The organism is Argonema galeatum A003/A1 (genome assembly GCF_023333595.1).
Taxonomy (GTDB): Bacteria; Cyanobacteriota; Cyanobacteriia; order Cyanobacteriales; family Aerosakkonemataceae; genus Argonema; species Argonema galeatum.
On record NZ_JAIQZM010000001.1, the window covers coordinates 47287 to 65171 of the forward strand.

Annotated in this window: 17 protein-coding genes; 8 read left to right on the forward strand and 9 right to left on the reverse strand. The window is 43.9% G+C overall.

Annotated elements, in window-relative coordinates:
• Window positions 1-153: 153 nt before the first annotated feature.
• The 4 genes from LAY41_RS00195 (at window position 154) to LAY41_RS00210 (ending at window position 4318) form a co-directional block, all read left to right on the forward strand.
• Window positions 154-1641 (forward strand): NADH-quinone oxidoreductase subunit M, encoded by a 1488-nt coding sequence (locus tag LAY41_RS00195; protein ID WP_249092864.1) that lies wholly within the window; start codon window positions 154-156, stop codon window positions 1639-1641.
• Between the two features lie 37 nt (window positions 1642-1678).
• On the forward strand, window positions 1679-2899 hold the full coding sequence (locus LAY41_RS00200; RefSeq protein ID WP_249092865.1) for a CO2 hydration protein: 1221 nt from the start codon (window positions 1679-1681) through the stop codon (window positions 2897-2899).
• 180 nt (window positions 2900-3079) lie between these two features.
• Window positions 3080-4039, forward strand: a complete 960-nt coding sequence (locus tag LAY41_RS00205) for an RpnC/YadD family protein (RefSeq protein WP_249092866.1) — start codon at window positions 3080-3082, stop codon at window positions 4037-4039.
• 3 nt (window positions 4040-4042) lie between these two features.
• A complete protein-coding gene (locus LAY41_RS00210) occupies window positions 4043-4318 on the forward strand; it encodes a hypothetical protein (protein ID WP_249092867.1) in 276 nt (91 codons plus the stop codon).
• A 65-nt stretch (window positions 4319-4383) separates the two neighbouring features.
• On the opposite strand, the gene LAY41_RS00215 is transcribed toward LAY41_RS00210, so the two are convergent.
• From LAY41_RS00215 to LAY41_RS00235, 5 genes are all read right to left on the reverse strand, one after another.
• Window positions 4384-6729: a DNA methyltransferase gene (locus tag LAY41_RS00215; protein ID WP_249092868.1), complete on the reverse strand. Its 2346-nt coding sequence runs from the start codon at window positions 6727-6729 to the stop codon at window positions 4384-4386.
• Window positions 6730-7152: 423 nt separating this feature from the next.
• Complete coding sequence (locus LAY41_RS00220; protein WP_249092869.1) at window positions 7153-8157, reverse strand: S-layer homology domain-containing protein; 1005 nt, start codon at window positions 8155-8157, stop codon at window positions 7153-7155.
• A gap of 43 nt (window positions 8158-8200) precedes the next feature.
• Entirely contained in the window at window positions 8201-8836 is a 636-nt protein-coding gene (locus tag LAY41_RS00225) for a (2Fe-2S) ferredoxin domain-containing protein (protein ID WP_249092870.1), read from the reverse strand.
• A gap of 64 nt (window positions 8837-8900) precedes the next feature.
• Window positions 8901-9164 carry an Asr1405/Asl0597 family protein gene (locus tag LAY41_RS00230; RefSeq protein WP_249092871.1) on the reverse strand — a complete coding sequence of 88 codons (264 nt, stop codon included), beginning with the start codon at window positions 9162-9164 and terminating at the stop codon, window positions 8901-8903.
• A gap of 96 nt (window positions 9165-9260) precedes the next feature.
• The gene (locus LAY41_RS00235) at window positions 9261-10553 is read right to left on the reverse strand and encodes a homoserine dehydrogenase (RefSeq protein ID WP_249092872.1); all 1293 of its coding nucleotides are present in this window, start codon (window positions 10551-10553) and stop codon (window positions 9261-9263) included.
• Window positions 10554-10679: 126 nt separating this feature from the next.
• Between LAY41_RS00235 and LAY41_RS00240 the strand changes: the two genes are divergently transcribed.
• Window positions 10680-11324, forward strand: coding sequence for a Uma2 family endonuclease (locus LAY41_RS00240; protein ID WP_249092873.1), 645 nt, complete (start codon window positions 10680-10682; stop codon window positions 11322-11324).
• On the opposite strand, the gene LAY41_RS00245 is transcribed toward LAY41_RS00240, so the two are convergent.
• From LAY41_RS00245 to petH, 4 genes are all read right to left on the reverse strand, one after another.
• On the reverse strand, window positions 11321-11935 hold the full coding sequence (locus LAY41_RS00245; protein ID WP_249094004.1) for a hypothetical protein: 615 nt from the start codon (window positions 11933-11935) through the stop codon (window positions 11321-11323). The two genes, LAY41_RS00240 and LAY41_RS00245, sit on opposite strands and share 4 nt — an antisense overlap.
• Window positions 11936-12215: 280 nt before the next feature.
• A complete protein-coding gene (locus tag LAY41_RS00250) occupies window positions 12216-12647 on the reverse strand; it encodes a type II toxin-antitoxin system VapC family toxin (protein ID WP_249092874.1) in 432 nt (143 codons plus the stop codon).
• Window positions 12647-12865 (reverse strand): hypothetical protein, encoded by a 219-nt coding sequence (locus tag LAY41_RS00255; protein ID WP_249092875.1) that lies wholly within the window; start codon window positions 12863-12865, stop codon window positions 12647-12649. Before LAY41_RS00255 ends, LAY41_RS00250 begins: the two co-directional genes overlap by 1 nt.
• A gap of 156 nt (window positions 12866-13021) precedes the next feature.
• The gene (gene petH / locus LAY41_RS00260; RefSeq protein WP_249094005.1) at window positions 13022-14266 is read right to left on the reverse strand and encodes a ferredoxin--NADP reductase; all 1245 of its coding nucleotides are present in this window, start codon (window positions 14264-14266) and stop codon (window positions 13022-13024) included.
• A gap of 579 nt (window positions 14267-14845) precedes the next feature.
• Here petH and LAY41_RS00265 point away from each other — a divergent pair.
• From LAY41_RS00265 to LAY41_RS00275, 3 genes are all read left to right on the forward strand, one after another.
• On the forward strand, window positions 14846-15856 hold the full coding sequence (locus LAY41_RS00265; protein WP_249092876.1) for a phosphoribulokinase: 1011 nt from the start codon (window positions 14846-14848) through the stop codon (window positions 15854-15856).
• Window positions 15857-16085: 229 nt separating this feature from the next.
• Window positions 16086-16631 (forward strand): Uma2 family endonuclease, encoded by a 546-nt coding sequence (locus tag LAY41_RS00270; protein WP_249092877.1) that lies wholly within the window; start codon window positions 16086-16088, stop codon window positions 16629-16631.
• A 107-nt stretch (window positions 16632-16738) separates the two neighbouring features.
• On the forward strand, window positions 16739-17885 hold a 1147-nt coding region (locus LAY41_RS00275; RefSeq protein ID WP_249092878.1), incomplete at its 3' end, for a protein kinase domain-containing protein.

Consider the following 17885-nt stretch of genomic DNA (forward strand, 5'->3'; position numbering starts at 1 on the left):
ATAGTCAATAGTCAGTGGTCAGTGGTCAGTGGTCAGTGGTCAGTGGTCAGTGGTCAGTGGTCAATTGTCAGTGGTCAGTAGTCAGTAGTCAGTAGTCAGTAGTTTTTTGTTGACCAATTACCTTTTCCTCAATTACCTTTTCCCCAATTACCTATGCTGAGCGCGTTGATTTGGTTGCCAATTTTAAGTGCCGCTTTACTGGGGTTTTGGCCTGGAACCATAACGCCAAAGGCATCTCGTCAGTTGAGTTTGATAGTTGCCAGTGCTGTGTTTGTCTGGTCGCTTGTACTGGCGAGTCAGTTTAACCCAGGAACTGCTAGCCAGCAGTTCTCAGAGTACATACCCTGGATAGATTCTTTGGGCTTGACTTATTACCTTGGGGTTGATGGTTTATCTTTGCCTTTGCTGGTTTTAAACGGTCTTTTGACCTGTATTGCCATCTACAGCACTGATAAATCTATCCTGCGACCCCGCTTTTATTACGCTTTGCTGTTAGTGTTGAATGCTAGCGTTGCTGGTGCGTTTGTAGCTCAGGATTTGCTGCTGTTTTTCTTGTTTTATGAGGTGGAATTGATTCCGCTGTATCTGCTGATTGCGATTTGGGGCGGTAAAAGGCGGGGCTACGCAGCAACGAAGTTTCTTATCTATACGGCTATTTCTGGGATTCTAATTCTGGCAGCTTTCTTTGGGCTGGTTTTACTCAGCGGTGCTTCTACTTTTGCTTACGAGCCGCTACGGAATTATACTTTACCTTTGACAACCCAGTTTTTGCTGCTGGGCGCTCTTTTGGTGGGTTTTGGGATCAAGATTCCTCTGGTGCCTTTCCATACTTGGTTGCCGGATGCTCACGTAGAAGCTTCGACGCCGATCTCGGTGCTGCTGGCTGGGGTATTGTTGAAGTTGGGAACTTACGGTCTGCTCAGGTTTGGTTTGGGTTTGTTTCCAGAAGCGTGGCAAATTCTGGCTCCCAGTTTGGCTATTTGGGCGGTGGTAAGTGTGCTGTACGGGTCGTTCAATGCGATCGCGCAAACAGACATGAAAAAAATGGTGGCCTACAGTTCTGTCGGTCACATGGGCTTCATTCTTTTGGCAGCTGCAGCTGCAACTCCGCTGAGCTTGCTGGCAAGTGTCTTTCAGATGGTTAGTCACGGCTTAATTTCAGGGCTGCTGTTTTTGCTGGTAGGGGTTGTATACAAAAAGACTGGCACTCGCGATATAGACATACTGCGAGGATTGCTTAACCCGGAACGCGGTTTGCCTGTGGTTGGTAGCCTCATGGTTTTAGGCGTGATGGCTAGTGCCGGTCTTCCTGGTATGGTGGGTTTTATCTCCGAATTTTTGGTGTTTCGAGGCAGTTTCGCAGTTTTTCCGACTCAAACGCTGCTTTGTATGGTGGGAACGGGGTTAACATCGGTGTATTTCTTGCTTTTGGTTAACCGCGTGTTTTTCGGACGTTTGTCTCCAGAGGTGGAGAATTTGCCGCAAGTGCAGTGGAGCGATCGCGCACCGGCAATTATTTTAGCCGCTTTGATCGTGATGCTGGGATTGCAACCTAACTGGATGGTGCGTTGGAGTGAGACAACTACTACCACTATGATGCTTAATAGTCAAGAGTTAACAGCCAACAGTCAACCGTTTTAGATTTCAGATTTAGATTTTGGATTGGGAGGTAATGGCAATGACAAAGACAAGTGCAGAATCCGGACAAGTTGAGAATACCGATCGGCTAAAATCCCAAATCCGAAGTCCTAAATCTGTTCACATTCTTTCACCATACATCGAACGGCTCAAAGCAGGGGATGCCCTACTCCCTGATACTCCCGAAAATCTAATAGAAGTTGTCGGGGTTCTCAAAAGCTACGGTATAGTAATGGTAGATTATTATACAAATCTCCTTTACATTGCCGAAAAGCAATTTTTAGTCCTGTTTCCCTTTTTTAAATACTTCAACGGTGAAGTTTCAAAAGAGAAGTTGCTGCGCCACTTGTGGCACGATAGGATTAATTTTGAATACGCCGAGTACTGCATGAAGACGATGATGTGGCACGGTGGCGGCGGTTTGGAGACTTATTTAGATTCGGAAGAATTTAGGCAACGAGCCAGAGCAGCAATTGAGGCAAAAATTAAAGATAACTGGCTAATTAGAGGCATAGATGGCCTGTTTCCTGAATTTTTGTTAGAACAGGTGCGCCAACAAGTTTATTACAGTGCGTTAGGCCAATTCTGGCGGGTGATGGCTCCCATATTCCTTACTTTATCCGATCGCTACGATCGAGATGAAATGAAATCGATTCCCCAGGTAGTAGACCATATTTTAAACGGTTTGGTGGAGTCGGCTAATCTGCCAATTACCTACTCGGTGGAAATTGGAGATAAGGAATATGAAATTATCCCCAAATCAGTGGGTTTAACTTTCCTGATGGATACAGCAGTCCCTTATGTGGAGGCAGTTTTCTTCCGGGGAATGCCTTTTCTTGGCACGGTTTCCTTCAATGCTCAAGCTCATCAAATTCCGCCAGATCAAACTCGATTTGAATATGGCGCTTTGTATGCAGATCCTTTGCCGATTGGGGGTGCTGGGATTCCACCAACATTGTTAATGCAGGATATGCGTCATTTTATCCCGGATTACTTGCACGATTTATATAATCGCAATCGCCGTAGAGAAGATGACTTGCGCGTGCAGATTTGCGTAAGTTTCCAAAAGTCGATGTTTTGCGTGACGACGGCGGCTATTTTGGGATTAGCACCTTATCCGATTGATACAAAAGATCCGTCTGAGGAGCAAGCAAATCGAGTTTATTTGGAAAAATGGATGGATCGATTTGTGACTTCTCGTTTGATGGTGGCAAATAGCGATCCAAATGCGTGTTTGTATGCTTGTGAAGTGAGATTTTGAGAGTGTTGATAGAAACTTTCGTAGGTTGGGTTGAGGTAACGAAACCCAATCTACAATTCCTAAAGCGCAACTGAGATATTGCAATAGGGGAGTTTCTACCTCCCGGATTTCGTGACCAGGTTCAACCTGGTCACGAAAATACAGAACCCGGTTTCTGGGATGAATTGAGAGGGGGAAAAAATGATCGAACCTTCGACTGAGTTTGATACGCCTTGGAAAGATATCTTAGAAGCCTATTTTGAAGAGTTTATCCTTTTCTTTTTTCCCGATATATATGGGGAAATAGATTGGACACGGGGTTTTGAGTTTTTGGATAAAGAATTGCAACAAGTGGTACGGGATGCGGAATTAGGGCGGCGTCTCGTCGATAAATTGGTTAAAATTTATCGGATTGGTGGCGAGGAAGCTTGGGTTTTAATTCATATAGAAGTCCAGAGTCAGGAAGAGAGCGATTTTGCTAGACGGATGTATGTTTATAATTACCGCATTTTTGACCGTTACAACCGTTCTGTGGCTAGTTTAGCGGTTTTGGGTGATGAGCGAAAAAGCTGGCGTCCGAATCAGTTCGGCTATCGGCTATGGGGAACGGAAATTTTGTTTAACTTTCCCGTGGTGAAATTGCTAGACTATCAGCAGGAGTGGTCGGCGTTAGAGTCGAATCGCAATCCTTTTGCTACAGTGGTAATGGCTCATCTCAAAGCGCAAGAAACCCGCGAAGATAGATCGAGACGCAAGCAATGGAAGCTGACTCTGATTAGACGACTATACGAACAGGGTTATGAGCGGGAAGATGTAATCAAACTGTTCCTGTTCATCGATTGGATGATGACTTTACCACAAGAATTAGAGCAAGCATTTTGGCAAGAATTAAGTCAGTACCAGGAGGAAAAGCGTATGCCATACATCTCTAGCGTAGAGAGAATTGGAATTCAAAAGGGTCGCGTAGAGGGGATGAGGGAAGGGCTTTTGAAAGCTATTGAACTGGGTTTGAAGTTGAAATTTGGCAGTGAGGGTTTAAGTCTTTTAGCGGAAATTTCTCTCCTGGAAAATTTGGAGCAATTGAACTCGATTATTGCTGGGATTGAAACAGTAAATACGCTGGCTGAGTTGCAGGAAATTTATCGAGGAAGAGGGGAATAGTAGATGGTAAATAAGAGCGATCGCACTTTTTGCACCAGCAATTTGGGAAGGGGAATAGGGGGTGCGATCGCAAATTTTCATATAAGTCAATTATGCTGTAGGGACACGGCATCATCAAATCATGTCGGTCATCCAAAAATTTTAATGATGCCGTGTCCCTACAAAAATGTTCACAACGAACATCAGCATAATAATTCTAAAATACCAGTATTTGGCAAGATGGAAAAGTTGTTACTCTCACTGCTGAACAGATTCCACCGAGAAAAGGTGATTAATTAGCTAATTGCGATCGCTATCTAGGAACTTGAGCAAGAATTGCTTCTGTACTTGCTCAATTGGGCGTCTTACAAAGTAGGAGAACTTAGAGTTAAATGAATTGCTTGTATAACTTTTTCCAGATTCAAATTAGATTGGTTGGATAATTTCATGTACGTATCTGCAATGAGATTAGAGAAACTGTAAACAAGTTTATTTTCCATGTATAATGGATGCCCGATATAGTGAGATTCTTTAAGCAGTTTATTCATTTTATTTAATCGTTTTGGTGGAATTATTAACACTATTTTCTTGGCCAGATCGGGAGAAATTTTCAGTAATTCCATAAATCTGTCAATTCCCGTAGTGATCGGTGTACTTGTTTCAATTTCAAAGGCAAAAACAGCATCACCTAGAGAATCAAACCAAATTAAGTCTATTTGCTGTATTTTATCTTTTTCCCACTGATTTAGCTGTTTTTTGATTGGCAAATCTGATAAAGAAATACTGTTGAATGCTTCCCCATTCCAACTACTAGAACCTTGCTCTTTTTTACCAATATGTACTTGTAAGCCGCTAGCAATACCAATTTTGGCCAGTGCATAAATCAGTAAATCATGTTCAATTTTATTTGCATCCTTGGCAAATTTTAGGTTTGGTAGTGATGAGGAACCGAAAGAAATTCCTAAATCAAGTTCCAATTGCATACTATTAGATTGACCTAACTGCCAATGCTTACCATCAGGTGAAAATGCTATTTTTTCCAGAATATTCAATATTGTCTGATTAGGTGGAGTTTGCCCATTGATCAAGTTAGGCATTACACTGAATATGATTCGATCAAAATGTGCTGCTTTCCCCTCTCTTTCAATCCGTTTTAAGTAATCGAGTAAATAGAATCGGATACGATCTTCTATTGGTATAAAGCAGCCAATTTTTGTATTAGGTCGGATTTTCCACAAATTATCCAGTTCAGAATAGTAAAACTCTTCTCGAAGTAGTGGCGTAATATCATCTATTTCTTTCTTAACTTCGCTCAAAAGTCCATTTTCTAAAAGTTTAGGGATGAGAGAGTTATAGATATCTTCCGTTGATGCACCAGAGTTTTTAACAATCGTTAATTCGGCTACTTCTTTGATAAGCTGTACTACATCAGTACCAACTTTAGTGATGGCAATAGTTTTAGGATTTCTGACTTTTCGGAAGTTTAACACTAATTCACCTGATAAAACTTTGAGAGGATTTTTCTTTTTATGCAAAGATTGTATAGTAGAAGGCTGCACCGCTGTATTGACATATTCAAAACCAGCAGATTGAGCCGATTTGACAATTGCATCCCAGTAAGCCGGATCTTTGTGAGCAAATACAATACTCAGCCATCGATCAAATTTAAGAATGTTGAACATTTCCGAAATAGAATTTTCTAATAATTCTATATAATCCTGCTTAGATTTATTTAAATCACCGCCTTCAATTGCCTCTAGCTGTTTATTCTGTTCGCTTACCTCAAATCCCAGCCAAGCATTCCACATCGTTGATAAATCAAGATATGCGATATGCTGACCATAAGGCGGATCGGTGTAGATATAGTCGATCGACTCTCTAGGTATGAGATTGGTTAGATTAGTAGCTGAAATATGACATAGAGAAAAATTACTGCTATACCAATCATCTATTAGTAAATTAGTTTCCAGTTTAAACTTAGCCGTATTACTAAATTTCTGCTCAAATTGTTCCCAGACATTCAAGTCAAGGGTGTTAGTTGGAATCCAATATCGATAGCAGTGCATAATGCCACTATTTCCGCGACTTGCTTTTCTGCCATGTGTAGAACTGAACGTTAAGTTAGTTTTATTTAATGTTGCTGAAAATACAAATAACATCAAATACCTAATTTTGGTATCTGCTATTTTATTAATATGATGTAATAACAATGATAAAGAAAACAGTTGACGCTTTGTATGGAGTTGCTCTACATATTCTGCATCGGCGTTCTTAGGTAATTTAATTCCTTGAGGATACCAATATTTAATTTCTAAATTTTCCGCCTCTTCATCAGAAATAGCATAAGCGTAATTAATGGCATCTTTACAGTTTTTTTCTATTTCATCAAAAGCTGCTCTAAAAGCATCTATATCTACAGGACTAATCGCTATTTGGGAACAAATAAAGTTTGCCAAAGGGTTAATATCACAGTGAATTCCCTTGCGGCGCAGAACCAAAGCTTCAACGGCTGTTACACCAGAACCGCCAAAAGGGTCTAAAACGGTATCTCCAGGCTGGCTAAAAGTACGAATATATTCCTGAACTACATTCCAAGCACGTCTGGTAAAGTACGGATGGCTTCCCCAATGACGCTTTGCTCCTTGTTTCCGAGGTTCGATTGGACTAGAAATCGGTTGAATTGCCTTATAATCTAATACAGAAGTATTCATAGGTAAATGTCGTTAGATTTTAATTTTATTATCATTGTATAGCAACCGCCTTGGCGGTTAAGCCATAAATCTGGGGTAGGGGCGAAGCATTCGGGTAGTAAATCTTCGGTTTTAACCAATAAATTATATGCCCGAATGCTTCGCCCCTACTGCCCTAATCGCCTTGGCGGTTGCTATATCTATCTCAGGGATGATTTTCACCTCGTTTCCAAGCCCTGCCTGGAAACGAGACAAGCCACTGACTTCGCTTCCGGCTCGCCAGCGATTCAAATCGCTGGCTAATAGCTAAAGTCCACTGAAGTGGACTGAATATTAATCTTCCAGTCCACTTCAGTGGACTTTCGCTATTAGCCCTGCACTTGAGTGCAGGGCGGGTGTGGGCGACACCAACGACTTATTTGCCAATAATATTGTCAAACCGAATTAAGGTTTCACGATCGCATTAGAATCAATCTTTTTAACCTTCCCTTGCTTCACCAAACCTTGATACAGAAAAGCTGCCACATCAGCACGACTAGCTGGTAGATTAGGCTTCAGCAATTGTGGATTAGAACTAACTACTAAACCGGCCTGGGTAGCCGCTGCTACTTTGTCCCTGGCAAACTTAGGAATCTGAGCGCTATCTTTGTACTTCTGTAATATTTTCTCTGGATTTGACGGTGTTTTTAAATCCAAGCCACTAGCAAGAGCAACAATAACTTCCGTTCTGGTGATTGGTTTTTCGGGTCGGAAATAATCTTTGGGATAGCCCTCTAGAAATCCTGTTATTTCACTTTCTTTGATAGATGAATACGCCCAGTAATTAGACGACACATCTTCAAAATTAGTAGCGCTTTCTTCTGGTGGTTTGTTAAATGCTCTATCTAGCCTGACAGCAAATTCAGCCCGCGTCATCGGTTTATAAGGGCGGAAAGTTTTATCGCCAAATCCTTGAAAAACACCGCGCCCAGTGAGAACTCCGATAAAAGGAGTAGCCCAGAAGTTATTTGGAATATCGGAATATTTAACCTGTGTGGCAGGTGCTGAAGCTTTTGGTGGTGGAGGTACTACGATCGCGGGAACTACGGGTATGATTTTCGGTAGAGGTTGGATGGGAGATGGTTGCCTCTTGGGAGGAAAACTCGCCACCGCTACGGCAACCCCAGGCGACCCTGGCCTGTTTTTCTCTGGAACAACGACCACCCGCTCTTTTGGAGAAGGACTCGCACTCACAGGCGGAACTGGTTGAGGAGACGGGGATGCCTCTGTCTGCGGCACTTCTTGAGGAGACGTAAAGGTTGTGAAATTAAAACCCTGCGGCTTTTTAGATATGCCCCAAAAGAAAATGGTGCCGATAGTGGATAAGGCAACCAGAATGCCAATGAATTCATCAAATCCTAGAGGAGGTTTTTGAGATGACTGGGGATCTGGGGGTTGCGAATTTGTCATCGTCGATCGCCCTGTTAACAGCAAAACGCAATTTTCAATAAGATTACCTCACAATAGCCAGTTCTGCCACTGGCTCTTTAGGAATATTTTCTTCTTTGGCTAAATGCTTATCAAGTAGGTCAGGAATTTCTCTAGGATCGACGCGCCGATAGCTAGTTTTATCCGGCATGACTATATTTGGCCCCGCTTTGCACTGCTTCATGCAGCCAGTTCCCTTAATCGCCACCTGGCCTTCTAAGCCGCGATCGCGCAAACCTTCCTCCAATGCCCTGCTAACCTCTCTAGCACCCAGCTTGCAGCAATCAGACTTTTGACAGACTAAAATACAAGGCTGCGCTTTGGCAGGCTTTGTGGCTTCCGCTGAGGTAACTTTCTGTAGGGGCAATGCAGGCGTGGGTTCCACAGGAGTCTTGGGCAGGACTCGATCGACTTTTATCTTATATTCCCCAGTTTCTTTATCCAGCTTTTTTTGGGCAATAATTTCGACCCAAACCCCCGGTATGAGAATCTGATGGCGGCTGAGGTCAACCCTTGCCTCTTTCGATAGTTTAAGAGAAAATTCGCCTTCTGCGGTGGCGAGTCTCATGCCCTTGATTTTGTAGCCATCTTCGACGACAAAACCCAGCAATCGTCCCTCAAGCCGGAATTCTGATATTTGAGAGCTTTTGTGTTTACTCATACTGCCAGTTTTTCCTCCAATTCAACAATGATTGTCAATTGCCAAAAAACACATCTCACCAAAGTTACATATCGCTGTTGTTAAATTTCAGTTGCCAACATCGATCGAGCCAGACTGCTAATTCGCGTCGGGGGCGGGTGAATTGCCCCATTACACTCCACACTTGGATCGCCGCCAGGGGGGTATCTACCTCGACTTCTAAGCTGCCCTGCAAAGAACAGTAGCAGGGAACTTCTAACGATCGCAGTCTTTGGTATGCTTGCCAGCGATCGCTGCGCGGAATCCCCACGACTTGTCTGGTAAGGGGGTTCAAACTCGATTGCTCCATCCGATTGACTTAAATTTACTGCAAATTATTCTCAATTCATTTATACACTAAATCTAGCTGTCTGTTGACACAAATTTTCAAAATTTCTTCAAATCTTTAAAGAACCCGCAGCAGACTGGCGATACTATCTACCGCATCCAAGGTGCGAATTTCCTCCAAAGCTTGACGGAAGTTGCCTTCGCGGACATAGTGAGTCACCACCACAATTTCTGCCAACTCATTTTGGAAGCCTGTCTGGACAACCGATTCTAGGCTGACACCGCGATCGCCAAAGCAAGTACCCAATTTGCCTATAACACCAGGACTATCTTTTGTCAAGAATCTGGCGTAAAATCTCGTTACCAATTCTTCCATCGGCGCAATTTGGCAATAATGCTGGTGGGAACAAGAAAGCAAAGGATGGAGTTTCGAGGCGTCGCGAGTCTTCAAAACGGCAGCAATATTGATAATATCTGAGACAACCGCGCTGGCAGTTGGCCCAGCACCCGCGCCGCGTCCGTAGAACATCACCTGACCGATGGGTTCGCCTTCTACAAAAATCGCATTGTAAACGCCGCTGATACTGGCTAAGGGATGGATTTTCGGGACGAGGGTAGGATGAACTCTTACTGAGAGTTTTTCTTTGTCCGAATCTACCTTTTTGGCGATCGCGAGTAACTTAATTACAAATCCCAGTTTCTCAGCATAAGCGATATCCGCCGCGCCTACCTTAGAAATACCTTCGCAGTAAACATCCTCTAATTTGATGCGTCCGCCAAAAGCGAGAGATGCGAGGATGGCAATTTTATCCGCAGCGTCTAAACCATCCACATCTGCTGTTGGGTCAGCTTCAGCATAGCCCAGCTTTTGGGCGTCGGCGAGAACTTCCCCAAAGTCGGCACCTTCGTCTCGCATCCGGGTGAGGATATAGTTAGTCGTACCGTTGACAATACCCGTAACGGCTTGAATGCGGTTAACGCCTAAAGCTTGTTTGAGGGGTTGAATTACCGGGATACCGCCGCCGACAGCCGCTTCCAGCATCACATAGACGCCTTTTTCGTTAGCAGCTGTGAAGATTTCATCGCCATAACGGGAAATGACGGCTTTGTTGGCTGTAACTACTTGCTTCCCGTGGCTAATAGCTTTTAAAATAAGCGATCGGGCCGGTTCCAGTCCGCCGAGTACCTCTACCACAATATCAACTTCTGGGTCAGTGACGATCGCCTCGATATCTGTCGTCAGAATATCTGGCGGCAATTGTACCGTGCGGGGTTTGTCAAGCGATCGTACCCCCACCCGATAGATTTCCAACTCCTGCACTAGCGGATGACGACCCTCTGGAGACAGCAAAATCTCCGCCGTCCCCGTCCCAACCGTTCCCAGTCCCAGCAAACCGATTTTGAAAGCCACGCTTGCGACCCGTATAAACGCAATTTAACCCCACTTATTTTAGGATATCATTGTGGCTAAAGTTAAGGATTTTTTTTATAGTAGCAGTAATATTTATTCAGCCTCAACACTTAAGGGGCAAAACTTATGCAATCAACTACCTCTGAACCGATCATTATTTATCCCTCAAGTGACGGCAAACCGATCGCCGATAGTACAATACAGTATGACTGGATTAGCAAAATAAAGGGGAACTTGGATGGAATGTTCAAGGACGACCAAAACGTATTTATCGCCGGGGATTTGATCTGGTATCCAGTACAGGGAAGAAATGACCTTTCCCAAGCCCCCGATGTGATGGTAGTATTTGGTAGACCGAAGAGCGATCGCAAATCTTATCTCCAGTGGAATGAAGATAATATTCCTCCCCAAGTGGTGTTTGAGATTCTTTCAGAAACTAACACCAAAAAGGAAATGAATAAAAAACTCTTATTTTACAACGAGTATAACGTAGAGGAGTATTATCTGTACGATCCTAAAAAGAAGAACCTGGATGGATGGCTGCGAACTGAAGGAATATTAGATGTAATTGAGCTAATGTCAGGTTGGGTGAGTCCTCGCTTGGGAGTGCGGTTTGAGTTATCAGATGAAGGATTAGAACTATATAGACCTGATGGACAAAAGTTTATTGACTTTGTAGAATTGGAACGAAAACGGGAATTAGCACAAGCTAAGGCTGAAAGATTGGCGGCGAAATTACGGGAATTAGGAATTGACCCAGACACAATTTAATCCGAGCGGCGATATAACGATATAGCGTTAGATAAAATCCCCAAAATTTTCCTAACATCCTTAATATAATACTCCATCAAATCAATATAGACAACTTGCCCTTCCAGTTTCAAAAATCGCCAGTTAGTTCCTGTTGTCACCGTTCCGTAAATTGTCTGAATTTCGTTCTCTTCCCGCTGATTAAATATCTGTGCTGCTAACATTTCTCCCACGCATTGTCCCAAACCAGCGTTGATATTTTCGTTCTTCGCTTCTACTATGGTAATTACGGGAGCGCGAATTGATAGCTGTTCGCTGGAAAGACTAATAATAAAATCGCAGAAGCCATTTAATCCTCTTTGTAAATCGACGTTAAAGTCGATCCCAGAAAATAAACTAATTTGATTGTTAAATCGTCGTCTGATTTCTAGCAATATCGGTGTTATAATCATTTCAGAGCGGGCTTTTTCTGTATTGATCGCGATCGCTAAAGCAACGGTTTCTTCCAGGGTAGCCGCTAGAGACTGACTGCTATCTATTTCTGGTATATCAACGAATAAGTTGGGTGTTTCGTTGATAGTTAGATTAAAAGTTTTTCTGAGTTGATTTAGTTTTAGATCGCTGTAAGGCATTGTTAAGATGGGGAATGGGATGGTAATATTATCATAATAACTCAAGTTGCTAGTTATTTGTATAAAGGTATGTTGTTGCGCTTTAGCGCTCTTATTACAGCTAGGATAAGAGCGCTAAAGCGCAACAACGTACCAAATATCAGCCCCAATCTTATAACTAGCAACTTGCGTTAATAGCAATCCAATTTTAGTTAGGGTTGCTAGATTTTTTTTATGAACCGCAGAGACGCAGAGAACGCAGAGAAAAGAGAGGGAGGAACTCACAAATTATTTTGGATTACTATAGAGGCGAAAAATCATTTATCGGTTTAATAACTACACCGCAAGCTGTTGCCGCATTTAATTGTTTATCATCAACTGTAATTAACGGAAAACCCCTATCTAATGCTAAAGCAATGTACAGGGAATCATACACAGCTAATTGATGGGTTAGACCAATTTGCAAAGCACGCGGTAATAAAAGACTTACAGATACCATTTGGAATGGTAGTGCCAACAATTCAGCAATGATTTGTTCTGCATTAGTTTGTGACAATCCCCGAAAGCGTACTTCTTTCCATAGAACATTGGCGCACTCTAGCAAGCAAAACTCTGGCACATATAATTCATCGCCTTCGTACATCCGAGCCACCAAAACCCGCGCTTGTGGCGTATAAGTTTGTGTGATGGAGTATTGACTCACCACACTTGTATCAACAACATAGTTAGCCATTATCTATCTCGATCCTCCCGAATCATTTCTACAACCGATGGTGAACCGGGTGGTGGTGTCCATCTAATCCGATCCATCGCGGCCATCACATCTTGCAAAGAGCGTTTTTTTACTGTTATAGTGGGATGTCGCTCTTGCTGTAACCGCTCATCGACAACTTGAGCAATTATCGCCTTAAGTTCTTCCACAGTCAATTCTGCTACTGCTTTGTTTCCCATTTTGACTAACTCCTTCTCCGATCTAAAATAAGTTTAACTAACTCTTAATTTATTCTAACATAATTATAATAATAGGGTGAGCAATGCCCACCCTACTTAAAAGCTAAGAACTTGGAAATCAAAATATTCTATTCCCTAGTCCTTAGTCTCTAGTCCCTAGTACGTTTCTACGTGCCAACGACCAGCTTTCTTCATCCCTCTTTGATACTCAGTCCAATTGACACCTTCCTTACCAGCAGCAGCAGAAAGAGCAGCATCAATGCCATCTTCCATACCCTTCAAACCGCAGATGTAAGTGTGGGTGTTATCTTGCTGAATTAGTTTCCAAAGTTCGTCAGCGTGTTCGGCTACACGATCTTGGATATACATTCTGCCACCTTGGGCATTTTGCTGTTCCCGGCTGATGGCGTAAGTCAAGCGGAAGTTATCGGGATACCGTTGTTGGATTTCCTCTAATTCTTCCTTGTAAAGGATGTTAGCAGTCATTGGGATACCAAATATCAGCCAAGAGAAACCCTTGAATTCATAGTCGGTGTTGACTGCTTTTTCATTATCCTTAAACATCCGCCACAGGTAAGCGCGGAAAGGCGCAATACCAGTACCTGTTGCCAGCATGATGACGTTGATGTTGGGATCGGTTGGCAACAACATCTCCTTACCTGTTGGCCCGGTGATTTTTAGATCGTCTTCAGGCTTGAGGTTGCAGAGAAAGGTAGAACAGACGCCAACAATCTTTTCGCCCGTTTCAGGATGGTTGTATTCCAACTGACGGACGCAAAGGGATACAGTCTTGTCATCAACGCGATCGCCATGACGAGTCGAGGCGATCGAATACAGCCTGAGTTTGTGAGGTTTGCCGTTCTTGTCAGTACCCGGTGGGATAATGCCAATACTTTGACCTTCCAGATAGCGGAGGTCGCCGCCCGAAATGTCGAATATTAAGTGACGGACAGTACCGATTCCACCTTCGGCAACCAACTCGTCATTGCTCAAACACTTACCCGTGAAGGGATTGTTGGGACGGTAAATATTAACCGGAATGTCAGTCTCAGCCTTAGCTTGAGTCATAGGCTTGCTTTTTTCCTCTAACTTCGCAGGTGCAAGTGTTGGTTCTGATGTCGCTTTCCCATTACCTGCGCTGTTAGATTTGGCTTTTCCATTGGCTTCGTCAGAGCCATAAGCACTAATGCTGACGATTTGGCCGCCCAGGCGCGTAATTCGCCGCATTTCTTCATTCATGCGGTTATAGGGCACAGTGATAAATACGCTGCCACTGCGACGAATTGGGTAGTTCGTTTTGTCAGTTGCTTCGTTTTGACGCAGACCCACCACTTCGTAAACAAAGACGCGGCTACCAGATACTGTATTAGCAGCACCACCAGCTGCGCTAGGATTGTACATTGCTTCGATTTCTCCGAACTTAACTTTGTGACGTAGAGACGCGATCGATCGCGCCTCTACAATTATGCTGCTGCAAAGTGCCCTTTCCACCACATGACAGTTCTACCGCCAGATGACCGGAGCTAGAACCCAAAGCTGAAGAAAGCAGCCTTTTATAGTTTTGCAAAGCTACGCTGACGGGTCAAAGACTTGCAGGCCGGGAAAATTCTCTATCAGAACCTCCATTACCCTACAGGGTAAATCGCCTACAGAGTGTGACTTGCGAGTCAGTTTCACATTTTTTTTCTAAAAATGCACAACTAACATTAGCATAAATACTTGAGCTAAAACGATTCCATCTTTTTAACCCTTGTAGGGTAAACCCCGCTCTGGTAAGATATTTCAGTAATACTGTAGTAGTAAATACTTAGTTGAATTGACAAAGTGGGGATGGTGGCGTCTCCCTTACTATAAAACGCTCGAAAGTCAATCAAGACTTAGACAGATGAGTGTTTGTCATCAGGAAAAGCCAGCGTTATATTGCTTGCAATTAACGACTGGAGTACGTCACTAGACAATCTTAATCGTTAGAGGGAAGCTATGACCAGTAAGCCGGATCGCGTGGTTCTAATTGGCGTCGCCGGAGACTCCGGATGCGGTAAATCCACATTTTTGCGCCGCATAACGGATTTGTTTGGCAAAGAGTTCGTTACAGTGATCTGTCTGGACGATTACCACAGTTTGGACAGAAAGCAGCGCAAAGAAACAGGGATTACCGCGCTTGACCCCAGAGCCAACAATTTTGACCTGATGTACGAGCAAATCAAAGCGCTCAAAAACGGTCAGGCGATCGATAAGCCGATTTACAATCACGAAACCGGCATGATTGACCCAGCAGAGGTGGTGCAGCCGAATCACATTGTGGTGGTAGAGGGACTGCATCCTCTGTACGACGAACGGGTGCGATCGCTCATGGACTTCAGCGTATACCTAGACATCAGCGATGAAGTCAAAGTTGCCTGGAAAATCCAGCGGGACATGGCCGAGCGGGGCCACCGCTACGAAGACGTGATTGCTGCCATCAACTCTCGACGCCCTGACTTTACCGCCTACATTGAGCCGCAGAAAGAATTTGCCGATGTTGTGATCCAAGTATTGCCCACGCAATTGCTCAAGGAGGACAAAGAAGGTAAGATTCTGCGCGTGCGCCTAATCCAGAAAGTTGGAGTGGAAGGCTTTGAACCAGCCTACCTATTTGACGAAGGGTCAACTATTGACTGGAGACCCTGCGGCACAAAACTCACCTGCTCCTACCCAGGTATCAAGATGTACTACGGGCCAGATGCCTATTACGGTCACGCCGCCTCAGTTCTGGAGGTGGATGGACAATTAGACAATCTGGAACAAGTAATTTATATCGAGAGCCATCTGAGCAAAACTGCGACCAAGTACCACGGCGAGCTGACCCATCTGTTGCTCCAGCACCGGGAATATCCCGGTTCTAACAACGGAACGGGACTCTTCCAAGTGCTGACGGGTCTGAAAATGCGGGCTACCTATGAACGGTTGACCGCCAAGGAAGCCAAGATTGCGGCTACGGCTAACGTTTAGAACCGTATAGTCGCAAATTTAGTTGGACGCGAGATGCTAGGGTTAGCTCTCGCGTTTTTTGGTAGCTAAATGTAGTAGTTATCGATTAGTGAAGAAACTGACTTGCTGGTATTGAAGAGCGATCGCACTTTTCTAAGCTAGAATAATGCGATCGCTATTCTCCTACTTGCTGTCAAGGCGAAAAAGAGGTAGAAAATATAGATAGACCCCGATCGCTGCTGGAGGTTTTATGTCATCTTTGACGATTAAAGACTTAGAAAAACTACAAACAGAGCATCCAGATTATCGCATGGAGCTAGTTGGAGGGAACATCGTTGTTATGAGTCCATCAGGTTATGAATCAGAAGAAGTGGCAACCGAGGCAGCAAGACTGCTGGGTAACTGGATAAAACCGCGTCAGCTAGGAAGAGTAACTTGTTCTGGTGCTGGTTTCATTCTACCAAATTCAGATATTCGCGCACCTGATGTGTCCTTTGTCCTAGCAGAAAGGTTGCGGAAAAGTCCGCGTTCCTTTGCTGAATTAGCTCCTGATTTGATGGTAGAAGTTAAATCTCCTAGCGATAGCGTCAAATCTTTGAGAACGAAGATAGAAGAATTCTTAGCTGTGGGGACAAAAGTTGGTATTTTGATTAACCCGGAAAAGCATATTGTAGAGATATATCGATCGGGCCAAGATGTAGTAATTTTAGGTGATGGTGATGTGTTAACTATTACCGATTTACTACCTGGATGGTCAGTAGCAATTGCAGATTTGTGGTCGCCTGAGTTTGAGTAGGAAAGAGAGAGTGGGAAAGCGATTTGCTTACGGTACGCTAGGCGATCGCTGACATTCTCTAATCGTAGAGGTTAGAATAGTGCGATCGCACTAAATGGGGAAGCTGCATGGAACTGCTGCACCAGCCCGGAGACATAATTGCAGAAAAATATCGCATCATAGACACCTTGGGGCAAGGCGGAAGCGGGACAACCTACCTTGCGGAAGATTTACAAAGCGCTCAGAGAGTGGCATTGAAAGCTTTATCGCTCCATCGGATGACTGACTGGAAGAAGATGGAGCTATTTGAGCGAGAAGCCAGAATTCTGGCACAACTCAATCATTCCAGCATACCCCATTACCTAGAATACTTTCATGTAGACACGCCCCAAGACCGTTCATTCTACATCGCGCAACAACTTGCCGAAGGAAAATCCTTAGCAGCACTGGTGGAAAGTGGCTGGCGAACTGATGAAAATGGAGTGCGGCAAATAGCGATGCAGATATTGGAAATTCTGGTTTATTTGCACAAGCTGACACCACCAGTCATCCACCGAGATATCAAGCCGCAAAACATTATTCGCCGAGAAGATGGGCAAATATTTTTAGTAGATTTTGGGGCAGTGCAAGACACCTATCACAATACCTTCATGCGGGGTAGTACAGTGGTGGGAACCTTCGGCTACATGGCACCAGAACAGTTTCGGGGACAAGCAGTTCCCACAACAGATTTGTATGGTTTGGGAGCAACATTACTGTTTTTGCTAACGCATCGTTCCCCTGGAGATTTGCCCACTGATAGATTGAAAATAGATTTTCGTTCTCGCGTGCAGATTTCCGAACAGTTTGCTGACTGGTTGGAGAAGATGTTAGAACCGGATGTGGAAGATAGATTTCCTTCAGCAAAAGAAGCGCTAGCGGTGCTGCAAGGGAAGCGGATAATTAATGGGAAAGCGCGTCATTCCGTATCGCGGAAAACAATAGTCGGATTGGGAGTTGCAGTAATTGTTTCTGGTAGTGTACTTAATTATTACAAATATGTCTTGCTAAATACTTCTGGAATTACACCAACATCGGTATACGAAGCAGTCTATAAGGGAGACGTTGATACTGTTAGGCGTTATCTAGAGCAAGGTGGTAACGTCAATGCCAAATACGGATATGATGGCAAGACCCCATTGCACTGGGCGGCACGGTTTAACAGCAAGGAAGTGGCAGAACTGCTGATTGCTAAAGGTGCAGATGTCAATGCCAAAGACAAAGATGGCAAGACCC